The following is a 22120-nucleotide window of genomic DNA, read 5'->3' on the forward strand; positions in this document are numbered from 1 at the left end:
AGCAATTCTATTAAAAATCAAGCTATTTTTTCATATCAGCTTAACAGATTCAAAATTAATTATATATTTTTCAATTTTTCTATTTCTGTTGTAGTATTTATAAATACACTTTCTAAATTCTTGATGATATTGTGTTTAATATCTTTATTATCTAATATTCTTTTTAAACATTTATAAATTTCAAATTCATCAATATCACAAACTAATCCTGTCCTTTCATGTTTTATTTGTTCATTAGCCCCAGTAAAGTTAGTAGTTACTATAGGATTATTAAAGCATCTTGCTTCTGCCAAAGTAATACAATATCCTTCATGTCTAGATGGTTGTAAATATATATCACATGCTTTCATATATACATATGGATTAGTTTTAGCTCCTAAAAATATAAAGTCATCTTGAAGGTTATTTTCTTCAACTATTTTTTCATAGTTTTTTCTATATGTTCCATCTCCAACACAGTAGCCTCTAACATTATATCCATCATCTTTTAATCGCTTTAATGCTTTTATGAATAAATCTTGTCCTTTTTCTTTAGTTAATCTTCCTACAGTTAAAATTCTAGTACCACTATAATCATCATTAAACCCGATATCTTCATTAGCTTGTTTTAATATTAATTTTGAAGAAATAATATTAAAAAATGTATCTACTTTATCTTTAAGTATTGGAACTAAATTAATAAGTTTATCTTTGCCCTCATTTGATACAACAAATACTTTATCAAATTTATCATATATCTTTTCTACAAATTTTTTATTTAAACCTATTTTAGTAACATCGAAATGTATCCATTGTATCTTCTTATTAGCTTTTACCTTGTTTACTATAAAATAGCTTATAAAATCCATTGGCCCTGCATAAGCTACTGCAATATCATACTCTTCTGTAATATTGGGATAACTTTTTAAAACATATTTAAAAAAATTACTTCTTTCTCCTTTTACTTTAGAAATAAAATGTGATATTAAGGTATTTACTCCCTTAATTACTTTTCTATTTTTAATTAATTCTTTGGCTGTTTGCTGTGGTGGATTATTTAATATATCTTTAATTTCATCGTAGTAATCTAAATATTTAATTTTAACATTCTTGGGTATATCTTTTAAAAATCCTCCATATTCCTCTAACATTAAAATTGTTATATCAAATTCATCCCTCGGCATTTCAACAATCATATTTAATAATGCCTTTTCAGTTCCACCTACGTTCATATTTATTAACATAAATAATACTTTTTTCATATATACCTACTCTTTTATAAATAAAGATAATTTTTTAAATTGAGCTTTTGAATTAATGGTAACTTCATTTAAATCTGCCATATTACTAAATGCTTTTTTAATTACTTCTTCATTATATAATTTACTTAAATTTTCCATAGATATCATTATGGAATCTAAATTAATATCTCTAAGCATATTAGAAGTTTTATTACTATATATAACTGGTAATATAGGTACTTCTAACAATTGTGCTATAATATTTGCATGGAATCTTGCTGCTATAAAAAGTTTAAACTCTGATATTATATTAAATGCCTCTTCCAAATTCCCCTTATACTCATAAACATCTACATTTTCTTTTATATTATTGTTTAATTTTGATAATATTAAATTAATGGCTCTTACATCCCCCTCTTTTTTACAGAAAGACATTAAACAACATCTATATCCTTTAGATACTAATAATTTAATTGCTTTCGCATTACTATTTATATACTGATCTTCATACTCTGCTAACCCATCTTTATGATTAACATCTATTATTGAAAAACCAATTGTATTTTTTTTTTCATGCTTTTTAAAGCTACTTAAATCTAATTGAAATACTATATCCGGTTCATATCTTACATGCTCCATATCTTTAAATAAATTGTATGAATATGTATCTCTAAAGCATATATCCTTACATTTAGCAAAAAAGTTTCTATAATCATTTAAAAAACTTTCTCTAGTATATGGTCCAAAATTAGAACCTAATATAAATACTGGCTTATTTAATTTTTCAAATTCATTTACCATATTTACTCTATCTTTATATAAACTCTCATGATAACTTTCATCCCTAAATATAGACCCACCAATAAATATCATGGCATCATGCTTTTCTGCTATTTCTTTATAATTAGTTAAAGTATCTTTTATCTTAAGTCTTTGAATTATTTTATCTACTAAATTATATTTTCTTTTTTTAATATTATTATATCTAGCGATAAACTCATCATAATCATTACCTACATAATTAATTGTAAATTCAGCATTAGTATATTTCCTAGATAATATATCTAAAAACAAATCATCTCCTAAATTATATGCCAAATATATATCAACAAAAATCCTCTTCATAACCTATTCCCCTATTACTAATACTTAAGATATCTCATCATAAAATTTATTTATTTCATTTATAGAATTGTATGGTTTAATCTTATCAACATTACTTTTAATTTCATTATAAAAATCAGGCTTATTTATAACTTTTTTTATTCCCTCATATATACTATTTTCATCTTTATCAACTATAACTCCGTCTACGTTATTAGTTAATAGTTCATTGACTGTATCAAATTTAGTTGCTACTATTACATTTTTTAATATTTTAGCTTCAATTACAGTTAATCCAAACCCTTCTTTTCTTGAAGTTTGTACATATAAATCACATTCCCTCATATATGGATATGGATTGGACTTAGCCCCCAATAATATAACTTCATTTTCAACATCGTACTCTTGTATAAGTTCTTCGATTTCTTTTCTTTCAGGACCTTCTCCAATAATAAACCATTTAAATTTTAAGTTATTATTTTTTAGTAACCTAGCTGTTTTTACAGCTAGATCATACCCTTTAACTGTAGCTAATCTACCAACAGTTAATATTTTAAAATCATTATTTTCTTTTAATTCTTTTGCCTCTTCCTCTAATCCCATATCTAGTATTAGCTTTGGATCAACAATATCTAAAATTATTTTTAATTTATTCTTATATCCATATTTCATCTTTGACATAGAATCATATATAAACTTTGATACAACAATAATTTTATCTATCTTATTATAGAATTTATTATCTAAATCTTTATCATACATAGTACTTATATAATTACAATTAATCCAAGCTAACTTTTTTTTAGCATTGACTTTTTCAGATACAAAATATGTAGGTAACCCCTGACTATAGGCTACTGCAATATCATAATCTTTATTTATAGTATTTAAAGAACTATTTATACATTTATATACTATTTGTTCCGAGTGTATTTTTTGTTTACTTTTATTATTAATTCTTAAACTTAAAGATGTTTTAAGTCTTGTACTTAAATACATAGCTTTATTCTTTATAGAACCTACATATTCTCCATTTAAAAATTTAAAATACTCTGGCACTTCCAATAGGTTAACTTTCCCCGGAAGAAACTTTTCAAATTCTCCACCTCTTTTAAATAGTAAAAGATCAACATTATATTTTTTATAATCTATACTATTTAAAAGAGATATTAAGCTTTTTTCTGCTCCTCCGCATGTAAGAGAGTCTAAAACAAATAGTATATTTTTCATAATACAGCACTTTATCTCCTTAATAATTTATCTTTTATTTTCCTCAACTTTATTATAAATATATTAAAATGTAACAACTTAATATATTTTTCATCATTTATTAATCTATTCATTCTTTTATCAAAGCTATTACCATTAACAAATTGAGATTTATATTTTTTTATAAAATTACTTTCTAAAATTACCCTTATATTTTTAACAAATATGTCTTTATTTCTATATTCTAAATATCTATAGGTTTCACTAACTAATATTTTATTTACTAAAGCTTGTACTTTGGTAATTTCAATTAAATTAACTTTATTTTTATTAACATTTAATTCACCTAATAATTTATTTATCTTATTAACTAATAAAATATAGTTTTCTAAATAATTTATATCTATCTTTGAACTTATACTGTTATCATTTAATCTATTATAATAATATAAATTTTCATTTATAACTCCAAATCGTTCACTATATTTACAATATTCAAGTATAAAAATTAAATCCTCACTCATAAATATTTTGGAATCCATTCTTATATTGTTCTCTATAATAATATCTTTTCTAAATATTTTAGCCCATAATACACCGCCAACACCATTGCATACACAATCTAAAAACTTAGACTTATCTAATCTGTAATTTTCATGCCAAAAGTCGTTTAATTTAAATACTCCGTACTTACTCTCATCAACATATCCACAACAAGCTATATCATAATTTTCACTACGTATCTTATTTAATAATTTCTCTACATATATATCACTTACACTATCATCAGCATCTATAAACATTAAGTACTCTCCATTAGAGTTTTCTATTCCAATATTTCTTGCAATAGACGGACCTAAATTTTTTTGAGAAAAATATTTTATTCTCTTATCTAATTTTTCATATATTTTTATAACCTCTTCTGTTTTATCAACTGATCCATCATTTACAATAACTACTTCTATATTTTTATAAGATTGACTTAGTATACTTTCTATACATTTACTCATATAAGCCTCACAATTATATGCTGGAATTATAACACTTACTAATGGCCTCATCTTTTCCTCCGTATTAATTAAATAACTTATATAATTTCTCTAATTCATAACTATTGCTATAATCAGTATTTTTACAGTTAAATGCTAATTTATTTCTTAAATTTTTATCTTTATATAATCTTTCAATTCCATCAACAATACCTCCTATCGATAAATCACATATATTACCATCAAAACCATCCATTAATTGACTTTTGGCTGTTGGATAATTTGTTATTAATGTAGGTCGCTCTAGTATTCTTGCTTCTGTAACAGTTACTGCTTTTCCCTCATATCTAGATGGTTGTACATATAAATCACACGCCTTCATATACGGATAAGGATTTATCTTCTTACCTAGCAATATAAAATTTTCTTCTAATTTGTTCTCTTTTATTAATCCCATTAGTTTTCCTTCATCTCCACCATATCCAACAATATACCATTTTATATCTTTATACCCTTTATCATTTAATATCTTTAAAGCTATAATTGCATTATCAAATGCTTTCTGATAACATAAACGCCCTGTGCTAACTATTTTAAATCCTTTTACTTTTGATATATCATCATCAACTTCCTCATTAGACATATTAATAATAAATTGTGGTGATGTTATATTTTCAATTAATACGATTTTATCTTTTAATGTAGGATACTTATCTAAAAAAGCTTTTGTACAATCATCAGATATTGAAATTATATTATCGAATTTATTCCACATCTTTAAATCCATATCAATATCAGTTTCAATAGTAGAATAATCAGTATGAATCCATGCAATCTTTCTTTTAGCCTTAACCTTATCAGCTATAAAATAATGGGGCCAAAGATAACTTATAGCTACATCATATTGTTTGTCTAATTTAGGTAAAAACGGTAATGAATATCTCCACATAAGTTGCATTTGATAATATCCAACTTCACTTACTTTTTTAACTTTCCCTATTATCTTTGAGTTTAAATTTGCTAATATCCTAGTCATTGCTAATATATATCTTTTTTCTTTAATTACCTCAGCAACTGATTTCCTAAAAGATGAGTATTCTGGTATCTCATCAAGTAAATTATGTTTATTAGGTAGTAGTTTCATAAAATCACCTTTATGCCTATATAGCATTAAATCTACTTGATTATTATCATAATCAAAATTATTTAGCATACTTATTAAACTTCTTTCAACTCCACCAACTTCCATATCAAAAGATGAAATTAATACCTTTTTCATATAACTTTCAACCCCTAATTATCATTTCTCTAATCTTAGCAACTCTATATCCACCAATTATTTTTGCAATAACCTTTTTACAATTACCTTTTGCTCTTTCTTTAAAAGGAAGCCAACTCTTATAAAAATGGTGTTCAGTATAAGTTGTTTTTGTCTTTTTGCTATAACAATTTATATAATCGTATGGTGAGAAATACTCTTGTGGATAAATTGTTGCTACACCTTTAACCTCTTGATAACTGCCATCTAAATTTACGCCTAAACCTTTAATCATCTCAGTCACTATTGCAACATTAGTTAATGTATCAAACTCTCCATTATTCTTTATAAAATTCTTATCATCATATGATTCTAAAAAACTTTTTATTAAACTATTGTCCTTTTTAGCTCCAATTGTACTTGTTGCTATATAGTTTTTCTCTTCAAATCCCCAGAAAGATTCATTTTTTAAAATTTCTTCACTAAATAGCTTGTACACTTCTACGTCAGTATCCATATATATCCCCCCATAATTATACAAAGCATATACCCTAACATAATCACTAACAAATGCAAATTTTCCTGCGTCATAAGCTTGTCTTACAAACTTATTTGAATCTATATCAAAACTATCTTCATTCCACTCTATAATTTCATACTCATTTAGTACATTTTCCCAAGATTTAATGCATTTTTTAACTATTTTGGGCTTTTCCTTTTTTCCAAACCAACAGTAATGAATTATTTTAGGTATTTTTTGTTGCATAATTAAACTCCTTTGTATAAAACTTAATAAAATAAATCTTCTATTTTTAAAACACTTGGATAACTCATATTCATACCAATAACTTGTTCTCTATAAAAAAACACAAAATAGCAAAGTATTACCCCTAAATAAAGTAATCGTCTTTCTTTTCCTTTAAAGCAATTTCTAATAATAAAAGGTATTAGTATAAAATTATATAATTGCATATATAGAGTAAATCTATTAAATATCCAATTAAACATACCAAATGCTACAAATATAACATTTATCACAGCCATATTTACAAATATATTGCTTTCTGGCCATTCCTCTTTCAATTTATTTCGTTTTACATATGCTAAAAATACTGGAACCATATTTACTACAGTTCTAATAAAGCTAGATCCACCTTCATTAAATTCAGAATACCCTCCATATTGAGTATTCTCTAATACTTTAAATAAAATTGGACTTAAAACATTATAAAATACTACTCCAATGCATGCTAATACTATCATTATCATTACATTTCTAGACCAGGCTTCTTGCCTTACAATAAAATATACTGGTATCATAATTAACGCCGAAGCATGTATTGTTGAAACTATTAATACAATAACAACATACTCCTTAAATTTTCCCTTAATTATAAATGTAGTAAAAGTAAAAAGTATAGCAGCTGCAACACATTGTCTCATTCCATTCATTGTAGTGGTTAAATATCCTGATGCTATATAAATATAAACTTGCAACTCTAAATAACTCCTATACTTATAAAAAATTATCATATTAAGTAGTTGTACAACTAAGGATGTAACAAAAACTAATGTTTGTGGATCACTTGAGAATTGAATCAATATTAAATTTAAAATAGCAAATCCACCATCTCTATCAAGCTTAAGTGTACTCGGATCATTAGCATATAATCTATATGAATGCATGTACATACCTGTATCACCAATTGCTCCAGTTCTAAATCCTGCAAAAATAATTAAAATACTCGAAACAATTACTACCCAAAATAAAGCTAAAACTCTATATTTCTTATCACTAGATATCCTTGATAAAAACGAAAAAATAAATGTTGTAATTAAAGTCGCATACATTGTAGCCATTAATCATATTCTCCTATTCGAAAGAAATAATTTTATATCTTATTTGTTTTAGATACTATATAAACCTTTAATAAATAGCCCAAAGGAAATGCTAATACAGCTAAAGCCTTATAGGGTGTCATTTCAAATAAATTATTATCTTTTATCATTAAAGAACTTGATACATAATGTATGGATTCTTTAAATTTAAACTTTAATGAAGTATTTGGTATTTTTAAATTTTCTACTCTAAAAAAACACCATCCTCTTGGATTATTTCTATATTGTCTAAGCATATTCTTAGATGATCCATCTTCCATATACTCAACCACACATACTACTTTATTTATTAAAGCCAATTCATACTCTTCATCTAGTTTTTTATATTTATAATCTAAACCTACATATTTTTCTCCTTCGTATTCTGGATATGGAAAGTTTTTAATTAATTCAGTTCTATAAACAAATTTTTTATCACCTACTACTCCATATTTATTATAAATATCAAAGTATTTACTCAATTTTATATTTTCAGGAAACTTACTTCCTATGATTTCACCTGATTTAAAAATATTTAACGCTCCTAATCCTGCTAATTTTTTACTTCTGATTTTTTCCCACTCAGTAACTATTATTTCAACTGCATCATCAGTTAAATAATCATCTGAATCTATACATACATTTAGTTCTGTATCTATATTTTCATAAGCTGTATTATGTGCTGTATGCATTCCCCCATTCTGTTTATATATATATATAATTTCAAAATCCGATTCTTCTTTCCATTTTGCAACTAAATCAGAAGTATTATCAGTTGATCCATCATCAATAATCATCCATTTAAAATCTTTATTCGTTTGTCTTGTTAGACTCTCATAACACTTATATAATGTATATGCCCTATTATATGCTGGTGTAAATACCGTAAGTATTTTATCCATAATCACTATCTCCTTAAATAATTATTTAAACTGGCCATCCGATATAACCATCTGTTGCTATTAATGATTCTTTTATGACCCATGGATTACCTAAAACTATAGAATTTGATAGAACATCAAAATTGATAAATGATCCTGGTGCAATCATCACGTTATTTCCAATATTAACTTTCCCAACAATACTTATATTAGCTCCAATCCATACATTATCGCCGATAATTGGAAAACCTTTTTTATTCCCTCTATTTTGTTGACCTATTAATACTCCAGATGTAACATTCACATTCTTGCCCAAAATATCATTTGGATTTATTATAATTGACTCTCTATGGTCTATCTTAAATCCTTCTCCAATCTTTGCCTTATTAGATATTTCAAAACCATACTTTATATTTAATCTATACAACCTAATTCTATAAAATAAGTACTTAATTTTATTTCTATCTCTATAAAAATTACATTTTCTATGAATACATATAAATTTAAATGTTGGATTTAATAATTGATTAATAAATAGCATCTTTCTACTTGTATTGCCACCAATTCTAAACAAATCTGAATTAATAATTTCCTTTAGCTCCGATTTCATTTCTTAAACCTCTTAAGCTATATTATTTATTATCGAATAATACTTTTTTATTATTTTTTCAACATAACCTTGAATATTGAATTGTTCCTCTACAAGCTTAAAAGCATTATATCCAAGAACTGTAGTTAACTCTTTATTATTTTTAATTCTAATAAGTTCATTAATAAATTTCTGATAATCTCCCTCACCAATCAAGATACCAGTCTCCTTATTAATAACCTCATTTATACTTCCCACATTCATACTAACAATAGCTTTTTTAAATGCCATTGCCTCCAATAAAACCATAGGTAATCCTTCATATAAAGATGGTAAAAAGAAAACATCAATAATTGGATAAAACACATTAACATTATCTTGGAATCCAGTTAAAATAAACATTTCCTCCAATTTAAGTTCCTTAATTAAAGCCTTAACTTCCTCTTCCTGCGAACCATTTCCAACTAAAAGAATTACAGAATCACCAAACTCATCTTTATACATTGCTAATTCCTTTATAAAAGGAATTATTCCTTTTTGTTCATCTAGCCTTCCAATGAAGCCCAATACCTTTTTATTAGTAGGTATCCTATATTTTTTTATTACTTCTTCAATCTCCCTTTTATCAACATTAGTTATATAATCTATATCCATTGCATTAGATAATGTTAAGTTCTTATTCTCATTAAAATAATCAGTATTTTCTTTATAAAAATCTGTTACAATCTTTCCACATGTAATATTAAAATCATATTTATTTCTTAAATATTTATCTATTTTTTTATTAAACCCATTTCCTTTTAAAAAAGGATAACAATTATGGATATGAGATATTATTTTTACATCTAATTTAAATAACTTCTTAGCCAAATATGAAATTAGAGATGCTGTATTATCATGAGCATGTACAATTTTTATATTTTCATTTTTTATAATCTTGTTTAAATTACTTATACTACCTAATAAGTTCTTAATTGAAAACTTCATATTATAACTTTTTATTTCATTTTCACTAAATATATTTGATAAATTTTCACCACCACAAACTACAACTGGCTCATATTGTTTCATATTTTTACATATTAATAATGCCATTCTTTCAGCACCACTCATCTTGTTCATTGGTAAAACATGTAACACCTTATCCATAATATTTTCTCCTATTATCTTTACCTATTAGTAGCATAAGAAGCTAATCCCTTCTCACCATTAATCTCTAATTCAATATCCTCATAAACCTTAAGAAGCTCATTATTGACATTCCTAATATCATACTTATTAATTTCATCAGACACTATAAATCTTCTATCACTTGCAAGATAATAATCTTCAATAGCATGAGCTGTTGCTTCAGCATCACCAACATTAACCAAAGTTCCAACACTATAATTACAAACAATATCCCTACAGCCCCTAATATTAGTAGCAATCACCTTTCTTCCACATGCCATAAACTCCATTAAATTTCTCGGTAATCCTTCTCTATACGACATTAAAATTCCAATATCTGATATATTTATTAGATTATTTACATCATGCCTATATCCTAGCATAAATATATTATTTTGTAAATCTTTTGAAATTATTTGTTCACTTAGATATGTAATATAATTACCATCCCCAGCACAAAGCAACTTTATATTAGGATACTTATCCTTCAAATACTCCATTGCATTAATAACCTGCATATGATTCTTATTTTTATTTAATTCAGCAATCATTAATACAACAAAATCATTAGATTTTAAGCCTAAACTTTCCTTAATAGTAGAAATATTATCTTCACTTAGCTTTTTATACTTTTTCAAATCAATGCCAACACCATTAATAAAGTAACATTTCTTAGGCTTAAGCTTATTTTTCGTAATTTCATAATCCTCAGAATTAATATTAATAACTGCATCACTTAACTTTGCCATAGCTTTTTCAATAGGATAATATAATAACCACCCCAATTTAGATCCACCTTTTAAAAAATGATATCCATGAGCAGTATAAATAGTTTTTATATTGTGATAATTAACTTTTAATAGTCTTCCATAAATAGAAGCAATAGGAGTGTGAACATGTACTATGTCATAACTATAAAGTCTTTGAAGCTCATTAAGCTTTTCAAAGGCCTTAATATTCCCAATACCAAGAGGATTTCTTGAAAAAGGCACCTCAAAAACCTTAACTCCCTTATTTAAAAGTTCTTCATCAACCGGCTTGTCTATGGAACAAGCACAATGAACCTCATATCCATTTTCTAAAAGCATCTCAATATGCGGTATTAAAAAAGCATTAATAGTCCTGCTAACAGTTGTTACATACAATACCCTCTTCAAAACTATTCCCCCTCTTACTTTTATCACTCTTAATAACCTTTGCTGGAACTCCAACAGCTGTACTAAAAGATTCAATATCATTTACTACTACTGCTCCAGCTCCTATTATTGATCCCTTCCCTATTTTTTTACCTTGAATAACAGTAGAACCTGATCCCATCATTACGCCCTCTTCAATAAGGTCATTTCCTGAAACATTAACATTCCATAATAATGAAACATAATCTTTAATAATTGAATCATGCCCAACTCCACACTTAGGACTTATAATTACATGATTTCCTATTTCAATATTTGCAGTAAGGATTGCACCTTCATAAATTATTGTTCCTTCTCCCACAGTCATATAATCATGTATCCAAACTTTTGGATGTACTATAGTTGCAAATTTAAATTTATTATTAATCTTATTTACTATATTCTTTTTAACTTTATAATTTGCTATAGCAATAACAATATACGTATCATTAGATAGGAATTCTAATGAATCTATTCCACCTATTACTGAATATCCATTAATAACTTTTCCCCAATTATCAGTGTTATCATCAATAAATCCTAACAGATTCCAAGTTTGCTCTAATTCATTTATTTGCTGAATTATTAATGAAACTTCTCTCCCTACTCCACCAGCCCCTATGATTACTATATTTTTCATCTTTGCAACCCTTCTCTTTTTACTTTCTCTTTATCTTAAACTTTTTTTCCTTATGTTTTTTAAAGTCACCATAATATCCATAATATTTATTATCAATAGACTTATCACAACCATTTAACACAGTTCCAATAACATTTGCTCTTACATCAATAAGCTTGTCATAAGTTTCTTTAACCATCTTTTCCTTAGTCACTCTAGACTTAACAACTATAAGAGTTCCATCAGCCTTTGCTGCCAAAAGTAAAGCATCCGTTACAGGAAGTACAGGAGGTGTGTCTAAAATTATATAATCAAAATTAACCGCTAAATCTTCTAATAGATTTTCCATTCCATGAGACCCTAAAATTTCTGAGGGATTAGGAGGAACAGTTCCTGCTGTTATTAAGAAAAGAGAATCATCAACTTTTTTTATAACACTTTTTAAATCACTATTTCCAACTAATACATCTGTTAATCCTTCACCATTAGTGATAAAAAAGTTATAATGCACAGAAGGCTTTCTTAAATCACAATCAATAATTAAAACTCTTGCGCCATCTTGACTTAATATGTTTGCTATATTTCCTGCTACAGTAGACTTCCCTTCACCCATTATTGAGCTAGTTACTACTAATGTTTTTATAGGTCTGTCTACAGATGAAAACTTTATACTAGTTCTTAAACTTCTATAAGCCTCCGCTGACAGTGACTTGGGCATTTTTTTCGTTATAAACATTTTTATTCTCCTTTCTAAATTCTCTTTCAGACATTGGTATACTTCCTAAAACAGCAACTGGTATAACTTTCTCTAATTGCTTTTTAGACATTATCCTACTATCTAAATAATCCAAAACTAAAATTAATCCTATTGATATAATTATTCCTGCTGCAAAAGCTATCATAGGAAGCTTTGTCTTATTAGGATATATTGTTGAAACTCTTGCTTCACTTAAAACTGTTGGATTAGTTGATGGCATTATTTCCTTTATTTTATCTATAAGCTCATCACAAACCGCATTTAATGTTTCTTCCATTTGTTCATCTGTATAACTTGAGTAATAAATATTAACTATTGGGGTGTTTTCTGAAGATGAGAAACTTAAAGAAGAAGCAACCTCTAGTGATGTTTTATCTATTTTATTTTTCTTTAAAGTATCATCTAAAAATCCATCAATTTTTGATATTTCACTAAATATAGTTATAAATTGTGAATAATAACTTAGCTCATCTTGTGAATAAATATCTAGCATATCATTACTATTCCCCATAAATACCTTTGCACTTGCACTATAACTTGGTTTAAGCTTTGATACCTTATATAAAGCTAAACTAGTCATTAAAACCGGAATAACTATGATTATCCAAAACCTTCTTTTGAATAAATACCACAGCTCTTCAAAATCAAATAATTTATCTTCCATATTACTCCTCCTATATCCTAAGTTCCTATCTATAAATAAATTTCCCCATTTATCTCTAGCAGTTAATTCATCAACTATTCTTTATTTACCCTGATTTGCTATCAATTAAGTTAAATTAATTTGTTCCATTAAAATACTCCATAGTTACAGTTTCACTTTGATTAATTCCTTCTCTCTTAAATACCTTCCAAAAAGTTAAAAAGAAGATTTTAATATCTAACCATAACGACCAATTATCTACATACCAAACATCAAGTTTAAATTTTTCACACCATGTAATAGAGTTCCTTCCATTAATTTGTGCCCATCCTGTAAGTCCTGGAAGTACTTCATGTCTTCTTATTTGTTCACTATTATAATGTTCAAGATATTGAACTAATAATGCCCTTGGACCTACCAAGCTCATATCACCTTTTAAAATATTAATTAGCTCTGGTAATTCATCAATACTAAAACTTCTTAAGAATCTTCCAAACTTAGTTAACCTCTCGTTATCACTTAATAAGTTCCCATCCTTATCAGTAGAGTTTTTCATTGTCCTAAACTTTATCATCTTAAAAATCTTATTATCCTTACCTACTCTCTCTTGCAAGAAAAAAGCAGGACCACCTAAGTTTATTCTTACTAATAAATAAATTATTAGCATAAATGGTGACAAAAGAATTAAAGCAGTTGCTGATATTACAATATCAAGTAGTCTTTTTATAAACATATTACCCTTCCCTTTTCTCTTACCTTTTTATTTAATTCTCTTTTTATTTAATTTGCCTTTTATTTTTATCTAATTTATTTTTTCTTTAAACAAATAGCTCTTTTATAATTTCAATAACTCTATTAATTTCTTCTTCGCTCATTTTTGTATCTGAAGGTAAGCATATCCCCCTATTAAATATATCTTCAGAAACACTAATACCATGATAACTAAAGCTGCTAAAGAAATCGTACTTTTCATAATAAGGTTGCATATGCATTGGCTTCCACACATGTCTTGATTCTATATTGTTTTCTTCTAACTTTAGAATTATATCTATTGGCTTAACCTTTGATTCTTTATTTATTGTTGCAATACTTAACCAATAGTTAGGATCTCCATACTGACATATATTAGCCATATCTATATCTGGAATATCTTTAAATGCCTCTTTGTATTTTTCATAAATATACTTCTTTTTAGTTATTCTTTCATTTATAACTCTTATTTGCCCTCTTCCTATTCCAGCAACTATATTACTCATTCTGTAGTTATATCCAAGCTCTGTATGTTGATAATATCTTGCATTATCTCTTGCTTGAGTTGCCCAAAATCTTGCTTTTTTTATAGATTCATCATCATTAGAGACTAACATTCCTCCACCTGATGTAGTTATTATTTTGTTTCCATTAAATGAATAAATTCCATACTTTCCAAATGTCCCTGTTTGTTGTCCTTTATATGTTGCACCAAGTGATTCTGCTGCATCTTCTATTACTGGAACATTGTATTTATTACAAATCTCCATTATTTCATCCATATTTGCAGCTTGTCCGTAAAGATGAACTACAATAACAGCCTTTGGTAAGGTTCCTTTTTTCTCATAACATTGAAATGCTTTTTTTAATGCTGTAGGAGACATATTAAAACTATCGTATTCTGAATCTATGAATACTGGTGTTGCTTTTTCATACATTATTGGATTACAACTTGCTGCAAATGTTAAATCTGAACAAAATACTGTATCGCCTTCTTTTATACCCAATAGCTTAATTGCTAAATGTATTGCTGAAGTTCCTGATATTAATGCCGCTGCATCCTTTATTCCTACGTACTCTGCAACCTCCTTTTCAAAGTTATTTACATTAGGTCCAAGCGGAGCAATCCAGTTTGTATCAAATGCTTCTTTTATAAAGCTTTCTTCAAGGCCTCCCATATGTGGTGAAGCTAAGTATATTCTTTTATTTTCTTTTTGCTTTGTTACTTCTATACGTTCAGCTTCTTTCTTTTGTAAACTTTCTCTCTCCTTTAATACTTCCATTACTCTTTTCCTCCCAATGTTGTAGCTGCAACCTCTTGTACTACTTTTTTCTTATTATAAAAATCTGGTGAATAATATGTTGGTACTATTTCTTTTAGCTTATCAATTAACATATTTTTATTACCCAATTTTGTTACAAACATTAAATCATCAATTTGTTTTCTTAGCTTAATTAATGAAATAGTTTCTGGCTTATCAATAAATATCTTATTGTGAGCAGTTTTTCTTAACTCATCATTATTCATTAATAATTCTTCATATAGTTTTTCTCCTGGTCTTAAGCCTGTTATTTTAATTTTTATATCTTCATTGGGTTTATATCCTGAAAGTCTAATTAAATTTTCTGCTAAATCATATATTTTCACAGCCTTGCCCATATCTAAAACAAAGATTTCCCCACCCTTTGCATATGCTCCAGCTTGAAGCACAAGTTGTGCTGCTTCTGGTATTAACATAAAATATCTTGTTATATCCCTATGAGTTAATGTTACAGGTCCACCACTTTTAATTTGCCTTTTAAACAAAGGAATTACTGACCCATTACTTCCAAGCACATTACCAAATCTAACTGCAACAAAATCTGTTTTATTTCCTCTTTCATTATTAACAGCTTGTACTATCATTTCACAAAGTCTCTTTGAAGCTCCCATTACATTAGTAGGATTTACTGCTTTATCTGTAGAAATTAAAACAAACTTTTCTACTTTATATTGGCTTGCAAGTTCAGCCATATTTAACGTACCTAATACATTATTTTTTATTGCTTCTCCTGGATTATCTTCCATTAATGGTACATGCTTATGTGCTGCTGCATGAAATATTATCGATGGTCTATATGCACTTATTATCTGATTTAATCTGTATTTATCTCTTACCGATGCTATTATTACCTTCTTATTTAATTTTGGCTCATTATAAGATAATTCGTTTTGTATATCATAAACATTGTTTTCGTAAATATCTAATATCAAAAGTAACTTCGGATTAAATTTTGCAATTTGTCTACATAACTCTGATCCTATAGACCCTCCACCACCAGTTACTAAGACTACTTTATCCTTTATATATTCTTCTATTCCTTGTTTATCTAGCTTTACTTCTTCTCTACCAATTAAGTCTTTTAAATCAACATCTCTCATCTTATTAAAAGAAATTCCTTCTTCTAATAATTGATAATATCCTGGTATTACTTTTACCTTTGCTTTTGTATTACTACATATATCTAATATTTTAGATTTTTCTTCCCCATCTATTTTGGCAATTGCAAAAAGTATTACATCTATATTTTCTCTTTCAACTATTTCAGAAATAGCATCTCTATCTCCAAGAATCTTTACCCCATTTAAATAACTATTTATCTTGCTCTTATTATCATCTATAATACCTACAATATTATATTCAGAACTTTTTTCTTTTCTTATTTCATTCATTATTGCTGAAGCACAATCTCCTGCCCCTATTATCAATACTTTATATTTACCATCTATTTTTTCCGAAACTGTGTAAATAAAAGCCCTAGTTATTACTTTTAGTGACATTCTTAAAGCTGTAATCATTCCTGCTATTAATATCCCCGCTAAAATATTAGTTAAAACTGATATTCCACTTGGAATAATCATCATAACCACTGTTGTTATAACGCATGAAATTATTGTTGATATTACTGTTTGTTTAAACTCAAATACCCCAGCATTTAACCATATACAGCTGTACATTTTAAAAATTATTAATGATACTACGTATATAAATACTACTAATGGTAGTTTTATAAATGTTTCTATTATTTCTGTATGAGATGCATACTGAAACAACATAACTAGATAATAAGATAAAATTATAACTGCTATATCACTTAGTAGTAGTATTACTCTTTTGCTCTTTTTACTTAAATTTATAACTGTAGTTTTAAGCATTGTCCTTCCCCCCTTTTTGATTATTTAAATACTTTACTTTGAATTACCTATAAGTATTAACACACCGTCAATTCACTACATATTTGTTATAATAAATTATATATTTTACATCCTTTTCCAGTAAATAATCTATTAGTTGCACACTGTATATAATTAACATTTATTACTTATTGTATTAATTAGCTATATTATTATTAAATAATTACTTTAAGTTATTTTATTGTTATTCCTTTGAATTATTTTCTACTTAATTATCATTTAATCAACAAAATTTGCATTTCAATTTTAGATAGCGTAATTATTCTATTTATAAACTCTTTAATTTATTACTAATATTTCTCAAATATATTTTTAATAATATTTTATAGATAATACTACAATACTAATTCTTTATTACCCTTGTATTACTCTCAAAAATAATACTTAACTTGATATAGTTTTAATAAAAATTTAATTATGCCAATGATTATTCATTTCATAATTATACTTTTGGATTATAAAATCTATAGTATCTAATTACTACTAAGTAGTAATTTCAGAAATCGTTATCAATACTTCTTAGTATAATTTTTAACATTTAATGTAATTATTAATAGACTTTTACATTTTTTTAGAATATAATTTTAGTAGTAATTACTTTATATATGAAAAGGGGGATAAGATGAAAATTTCTATTTTATGTAGATATCCAGTCATTCATGAAGGTATTAAAGCGATATTAAGAAATAAGTATGAAGATATCACTGGCTTTACTTCTATAGAAGATTGCTTTAAAACATTAGATTCTACAGAAAACACAAGCCTAAATGATACTGAAGATACAATTTTAATAATCACATTATTTAAAGAAGATTTAAAAATAATAGATAATATTCTAGCTATTAAAGACAATTATTCTAAATTAAAACTATTAATCATAGATTTTAACGAAAGTAAGGACATGTTCTTTAAAGTGTCAAAGTTAAATGTTGATGGATATATGTTAGGAACGTTTGCTCAAGAAGACATCAGTTATGCTTTACATAAGATTTCAACTGGAACTAAATTTTATGATCGTGAATTATTGTATAGACTTGTTGAAGATGAGCCTGCTGCTACAATTACAAGCAAAAATAATTTAGGAACTCCACTTACAAGAAGAGAGTTAGAAATACTTTCTCAATTGTCAAATGGATTAAGTAACTTTGAGATAGCTAAAAATCTTAATATTAGTGAAAATACTGTTAAGAAACATATAAGTAATATATTTATTAAGATTAATGTTAAAGATAGAACTCAAGCAATTATTTATGCTTATGAATCTGGGTTAATTGCTAAACCATTATTTTTATAAGTGACATTTTTTATTAAGAACACGCATATAAATTAATAAAAACTAATTAAGTGTTCTTACACAAACTTAAAAGGGCTTCCTTTAAACTTTAAATTAGCGTTTGCATATTTTTATATAAATAAGTAGTGATAAGTCTTTCGGGTAGTTTTATCACTACTTATTTTTTATTACGTCATCTTTTATCACTTCTTTTTTTATTATTTTTTATTACTTTTATTATTTTTTATTACTTTTATCTTTATCATTTTTAACTCTTTATCATTTCTTAATTCTATTCTTTTATTTTTCTCTTAATTCTCTGTTTTTATTTTTCTGCCATCTACTCGCCATTGTTCATTATCTATTATCTATTTTCTATTTTTATATTTACTACAATTATTATATGATTTTTATTATTCTCCAAATTATATTTTTATAAATTAATATATAGTTCATACTATACTTTATATTTTTAAATATAAAAGGATTTTGAAACTATTATTTCTATATTAAAAGATAGTCCTTTACCCTCTATGATTTGTTTTCAAGTGTATTATACATAATTTTGTTATCTCCTGATAAATTTCTTTATCATTCTAATTGCAGTATGTTTAAATGAAAATATCCGAAATTATGCTTAATATTATTTTCAGTAATATTAAAATACCTCTTGAACCATCATATTCCTTTATAAAGCTTTTCTTTACAATATACTTTATATCCAAGAAATCGATATTTTCTCAATATTATAAAATAAAGATACACTATACCTATCCTTGAATTAATAGTTCAAAATCCTCCAAAGAGATAACACTATATAAAATTAAAAAAACAGTAGTAATGCATAACAAACATATTATCATTAACTTCTATTTCAATATTTTATAAACTCTTAGCAGAATGCTTATTTAATATTAATAAATTTTATTCTTTGTCATCTCTTATTATTGTTTTATCCGTTTTAGGCTTAATTTATTCATATTTTTTAGAACTTTTCACAAAAAGTTAAAATTTTTGTTTAGGTTTGTATATATTTTTCTATTCTAGGTAAGACTTCGTAAAGACTTAACTAGGCCTAGAGTTAAGAAATTTATTTTATAGGAGTGACTAAATGATAAAATATAATTTTAATTTAGAAAAGCTAAAAAAATTCTTTAAACTTAAAAGAAAGGATAAAAATGATGGATTTACTTTAGTTGAACTTGTTGCTGTTATGGCCATTATTGCAATTCTTGCTGCTGCATTTATTCCAAGGTTCGGAAATTATCTTACTGAAGCTAAAAAGGTTGGTATTTTAAATGAAGCCAAATCTATTGTTACTGCTTATGAGTCTATAAGGCATAAATCTGGTTTTGATACTGATTCAATAGGTTCCGATTTTGAAGGTGATAATCTACCATTAGAGGCTGGTACTTTAACAAAATTAAGTAGCGCTACAGTAGAACAATGTAAATTAATCATTGATACTGAAAGTAATAATTTTACTTTTAATGATGACGGAACTTCCATAATTATTAACGATGATGTAAGCAATTCTATTACTTTAGATTAGTTTTTATAATATTTCATAACTCCTCAATTATTGTGAAATATAAAAAATTAATTTATTCAACAATTATTAAAAACACTAATAATTTATTCAACATATATTATAAAATCCAAACAGTAATTTATATAATAATCATTAATGTAATATTATAATTTTAAATGGACTAATACATATATCAATTTATAAACTAATTTTTATAAAAGAATTTATTTCCCAGAATATAAGTTTCTGCTACTAAAAAAAAATTATCAATACTTCTTAAAATTATCAATAACTCTTTAGGAAATACACTTTTCTAAAGAATACAAAAGCTGTGTCTAATCTACTGCAACATTAATTTTTTTAATATGCATTGTAGCTTTGACACAGCTAACTTAAAATATATTTATATCATAAATTATAAACTAAAGAATTCTGTAAATGCTTTAACAGTATAATAGTTATCCTTAACACTTGCTAATTCTCTTATTGAGTGCATTCCAAGCACTGGTGCTCCCATATCAATTACAGGAATAGTTAAGTTTGCTGATGTTACAGGACCTATTGTAGTTCCACCTCTAACATCTGATCTATTAACAAACTTTTGGAATGGAACTCCTGCAGCTTCACAAACACTAGCAAATACAGCTCCATTAAAGCTATCAGTACTATAGCTTCCTGATGCAGCTATCTTTAATACTGGACCACCTTCAAGAACTGGTCTATTTGTAGGATCATGCTTATCTCCTAAGTTAGGATGAACAGCATGTGCTAAATCAGCTGATATCATTATAGATTTAGCTAAAGTTCTATAATATCCTTCTCTGTCTTTTCCTAATCCAAGTGTAATTCTTTCTAATATATTATTTAATAATGTTGAGTTAGCACCTTCAGCTGTTAAGCTTCCTATTTCTTCATTATCTATGCAAATCATAACCTTAGTTGCAGCATTTTCTCTGCTATCAACTAATGCCTTAACTCCAGCAAATACCATCCATAAATCATCAAATCTTCCTGAAGAAATAAGTTCTTCATTCATTCCTATTAATGATCCTTTTTCATATTCATATAATCCAAGTTCAAAGTTTAGTATATCCTCTTTATTAACTTGTAGTTCATTAGCAAGAATATTCATTAAGTAATCTTCTTTTTCTAACCTATCATTTATAAGTCCTAATAAAGGTAATGTATCAACTTGTCTGTTGATTTTATATCCATCATTAACTTCTCTATTCATGTGAATTGCTAAACTTGGAATTATTAATAATGGCTTATTAATGTTAACTAATCTTATTTCTGGTTTTAATGGAGAAGCTCCTTTTAATGCAACCTTACCTGCTATTCCTAAAGGTCTATCATACCAAGTATGAAGTATTGGTCCTCCATAAACTTCAGTATTTAATTTAACATATTTACCTTCACTTATCATTTGTGGATTTGGTTTTATTCTAAATCCTGGTACATCTGTATGTGCTCCAATAAGTCTTAGTCCAGTTTCTTCTATATCTCCACTACCTACTTCAAAAGCAATTAATGCTGAATCATTTTTCACAACATAATATTTACCTTTTGGTTGTAAGTTCCACTTGTCTTCTTCTTTTATTTCTATAAATCCATTTGCATCTAATATTTTTTGAGTAGCCTTAACTCCATGACAAGCACTTGGGCTATCATATAAGAAGTCTATTAATTCTAATGCTAGATTCTTTTCCATAGTCATTTGCTCCTTTACTTGTTGTATATATTTTACTATACTTCATTTGCTATTTTTTCTCAACTCATTTAAAAATATGAATTTTCATTTTAGGAAACTCTCCATTCATTTTTGTTAATATTAGTAAT

At 26.4% G+C, this 22120-nt stretch carries 20 protein-coding genes; 2 read left to right on the forward strand and 18 right to left on the reverse strand.

Annotation, left to right across the window (positions count from 1 at the left end; genetic code table 11):
* Window positions 1-59 precede the first annotated feature (59 nt).
* From TY07_RS07400 to TY07_RS07480, 17 genes are all read right to left on the reverse strand, one after another.
* Complete coding sequence (locus TY07_RS07400; protein ID WP_042397496.1) at window positions 60-1241, reverse strand: glycosyltransferase; 1182 nt, start codon at window positions 1239-1241, stop codon at window positions 60-62.
* A 6-nt stretch (window positions 1242-1247) separates the two neighbouring features.
* Entirely contained in the window at window positions 1248-2345 is a 1098-nt protein-coding gene (locus TY07_RS07405; RefSeq protein ID WP_042397499.1) for a polysaccharide pyruvyl transferase family protein, read from the reverse strand.
* A 24-nt stretch (window positions 2346-2369) separates the two neighbouring features.
* Window positions 2370-3554 carry a glycosyltransferase gene (locus TY07_RS07410; protein WP_198133982.1) on the reverse strand — a complete coding sequence of 395 codons (1185 nt, stop codon included), beginning with the start codon at window positions 3552-3554 and terminating at the stop codon, window positions 2370-2372.
* Window positions 3555-3565: 11 nt separating this feature from the next.
* Window positions 3566-4594 carry a glycosyltransferase family 2 protein gene (locus TY07_RS07415; RefSeq protein WP_042397507.1) on the reverse strand — a complete coding sequence of 343 codons (1029 nt, stop codon included), beginning with the start codon at window positions 4592-4594 and terminating at the stop codon, window positions 3566-3568.
* A 13-nt stretch (window positions 4595-4607) separates the two neighbouring features.
* The gene (locus TY07_RS07420) at window positions 4608-5801 is read right to left on the reverse strand and encodes a glycosyltransferase (protein WP_042397510.1); all 1194 of its coding nucleotides are present in this window, start codon (window positions 5799-5801) and stop codon (window positions 4608-4610) included.
* A 7-nt stretch (window positions 5802-5808) separates the two neighbouring features.
* The gene (locus tag TY07_RS07425) at window positions 5809-6579 is read right to left on the reverse strand and encodes a glycosyltransferase family 32 protein (RefSeq protein ID WP_341349574.1); all 771 of its coding nucleotides are present in this window, start codon (window positions 6577-6579) and stop codon (window positions 5809-5811) included.
* Complete coding sequence (locus tag TY07_RS07430; RefSeq protein WP_042397516.1) at window positions 6570-7640, reverse strand: EpsG family protein; 1071 nt, start codon at window positions 7638-7640, stop codon at window positions 6570-6572. Before TY07_RS07430 ends, TY07_RS07425 begins: the two co-directional genes overlap by 10 nt.
* Window positions 7641-7672: 32 nt before the next feature.
* Window positions 7673-8560 (reverse strand): glycosyltransferase family A protein, encoded by an 888-nt coding sequence (locus TY07_RS07435; RefSeq protein ID WP_042397519.1) that lies wholly within the window; start codon window positions 8558-8560, stop codon window positions 7673-7675.
* Window positions 8561-8585: 25 nt separating this feature from the next.
* Complete coding sequence (locus TY07_RS07440; RefSeq protein ID WP_052330639.1) at window positions 8586-9149, reverse strand: serine O-acetyltransferase; 564 nt, start codon at window positions 9147-9149, stop codon at window positions 8586-8588.
* Window positions 9150-9161: 12 nt separating this feature from the next.
* Window positions 9162-10277 (reverse strand): glycosyltransferase, encoded by a 1116-nt coding sequence (locus tag TY07_RS07445; RefSeq protein ID WP_042397520.1) that lies wholly within the window; start codon window positions 10275-10277, stop codon window positions 9162-9164.
* Between the two features lie 20 nt (window positions 10278-10297).
* On the reverse strand, window positions 10298-11455 hold the full coding sequence (locus tag TY07_RS07450) for a glycosyltransferase family 4 protein (protein ID WP_042397524.1): 1158 nt from the start codon (window positions 11453-11455) through the stop codon (window positions 10298-10300).
* Window positions 11424-12113: an acetyltransferase gene (locus tag TY07_RS07455; RefSeq protein WP_042397527.1), complete on the reverse strand. Its 690-nt coding sequence runs from the start codon at window positions 12111-12113 to the stop codon at window positions 11424-11426. Before TY07_RS07455 ends, TY07_RS07450 begins: the two co-directional genes overlap by 32 nt.
* A gap of 19 nt (window positions 12114-12132) precedes the next feature.
* Window positions 12133-12828: a CpsD/CapB family tyrosine-protein kinase gene (locus tag TY07_RS07460; RefSeq protein WP_042397531.1), complete on the reverse strand. Its 696-nt coding sequence runs from the start codon at window positions 12826-12828 to the stop codon at window positions 12133-12135.
* Entirely contained in the window at window positions 12779-13513 is a 735-nt protein-coding gene (locus tag TY07_RS07465) for a YveK family protein (RefSeq protein WP_042397532.1), read from the reverse strand. The genes TY07_RS07460 and TY07_RS07465 overlap by 50 nt, the downstream gene beginning before the upstream one ends.
* 115 nt (window positions 13514-13628) lie before the next feature.
* The gene (locus TY07_RS07470; protein WP_042397535.1) at window positions 13629-14225 is read right to left on the reverse strand and encodes a sugar transferase; all 597 of its coding nucleotides are present in this window, start codon (window positions 14223-14225) and stop codon (window positions 13629-13631) included.
* Between the two features lie 85 nt (window positions 14226-14310).
* A complete protein-coding gene (locus tag TY07_RS07475) occupies window positions 14311-15420 on the reverse strand; it encodes a DegT/DnrJ/EryC1/StrS family aminotransferase (RefSeq protein ID WP_242833236.1) in 1110 nt (369 codons plus the stop codon).
* Between the two features lie 104 nt (window positions 15421-15524).
* Window positions 15525-17438: a polysaccharide biosynthesis protein gene (locus tag TY07_RS07480; RefSeq protein WP_042397541.1), complete on the reverse strand. Its 1914-nt coding sequence runs from the start codon at window positions 17436-17438 to the stop codon at window positions 15525-15527.
* A 661-nt stretch (window positions 17439-18099) separates the two neighbouring features.
* Between TY07_RS07480 and TY07_RS07485 the strand changes: the two genes are divergently transcribed.
* Complete coding sequence (locus tag TY07_RS07485; RefSeq protein WP_042397544.1) at window positions 18100-18771, forward strand: helix-turn-helix transcriptional regulator; 672 nt, start codon at window positions 18100-18102, stop codon at window positions 18769-18771.
* Between the two features lie 1090 nt (window positions 18772-19861).
* Window positions 19862-20302 carry a prepilin-type N-terminal cleavage/methylation domain-containing protein gene (locus TY07_RS17225; protein ID WP_052330640.1) on the forward strand — a complete coding sequence of 147 codons (441 nt, stop codon included), beginning with the start codon at window positions 19862-19864 and terminating at the stop codon, window positions 20300-20302.
* A 394-nt stretch (window positions 20303-20696) separates the two neighbouring features.
* Here TY07_RS17225 and TY07_RS07495 read toward each other — a convergent pair whose 3' ends face one another.
* Window positions 20697-21992, reverse strand: a complete 1296-nt coding sequence (locus tag TY07_RS07495) for a M18 family aminopeptidase (protein ID WP_042397547.1) — start codon at window positions 21990-21992, stop codon at window positions 20697-20699.
* Window positions 21993-22120 lie beyond the last annotated feature (128 nt).

Source organism: Clostridium saudiense (genome assembly GCF_000577815.1).
Taxonomy (GTDB): domain Bacteria; phylum Bacillota; class Clostridia; order Clostridiales; family Clostridiaceae; genus Clostridium; species Clostridium saudiense.

Coding starts and splice junctions, on each gene's coding strand:
- TY07_RS07400 (WP_042397496.1), bottom strand. CDS start 1,241: ATGAAAAAAGTATTATTTATGTTAATAAATATGAACGTAGGTGGAACT.
- TY07_RS07405 (WP_042397499.1), bottom strand. CDS start 2,345: ATGAAGAGGATTTTTGTTGATATATATTTGGCATATAATTTAGGAGAT.
- TY07_RS07410 (WP_198133982.1), bottom strand. CDS start 3,554: ATGAAAAATATACTATTTGTTTTAGACTCTCTTACATGCGGAGGAGCA.
- TY07_RS07415 (WP_042397507.1), bottom strand. CDS start 4,594: ATGAGGCCATTAGTAAGTGTTATAATTCCAGCATATAATTGTGAGGCT.
- TY07_RS07420 (WP_042397510.1), bottom strand. CDS start 5,801: ATGAAAAAGGTATTAATTTCATCTTTTGATATGGAAGTTGGTGGAGTT.
- TY07_RS07430 (WP_042397516.1), bottom strand. CDS start 7,640: ATGGCTACAATGTATGCGACTTTAATTACAACATTTATTTTTTCGTTT.
- TY07_RS07435 (WP_042397519.1), bottom strand. CDS start 8,560: ATGGATAAAATACTTACGGTATTTACACCAGCATATAATAGGGCATAT.
- TY07_RS07440 (WP_052330639.1), bottom strand. CDS start 9,149: ATGAAATCGGAGCTAAAGGAAATTATTAATTCAGATTTGTTTAGAATT.
- TY07_RS07445 (WP_042397520.1), bottom strand. CDS start 10,277: ATGGATAAGGTGTTACATGTTTTACCAATGAACAAGATGAGTGGTGCT.
- TY07_RS07455 (WP_042397527.1), bottom strand. CDS start 12,113: ATGAAAAATATAGTAATCATAGGGGCTGGTGGAGTAGGGAGAGAAGTT.
- TY07_RS07460 (WP_042397531.1), bottom strand. CDS start 12,828: ATGTTTATAACGAAAAAAATGCCCAAGTCACTGTCAGCGGAGGCTTAT.
- TY07_RS07465 (WP_042397532.1), bottom strand. CDS start 13,513: ATGGAAGATAAATTATTTGATTTTGAAGAGCTGTGGTATTTATTCAAA.
- TY07_RS07470 (WP_042397535.1), bottom strand. CDS start 14,225: ATGTTTATAAAAAGACTACTTGATATTGTAATATCAGCAACTGCTTTA.
- TY07_RS07475 (WP_242833236.1), bottom strand. CDS start 15,420: ATGGGAGGCCTTGAAGAAAGCTTTATAAAAGAAGCATTTGATACAAAC.
- TY07_RS07480 (WP_042397541.1), bottom strand. CDS start 17,438: ATGCTTAAAACTACAGTTATAAATTTAAGTAAAAAGAGCAAAAGAGTA.
- TY07_RS07485 (WP_042397544.1), top strand. CDS start 18,100: ATGAAAATTTCTATTTTATGTAGATATCCAGTCATTCATGAAGGTATT.
- TY07_RS17225 (WP_052330640.1), top strand. CDS start 19,862: ATGATAAAATATAATTTTAATTTAGAAAAGCTAAAAAAATTCTTTAAA.
- TY07_RS07495 (WP_042397547.1), bottom strand. CDS start 21,992: ATGGAAAAGAATCTAGCATTAGAATTAATAGACTTCTTATATGATAGC.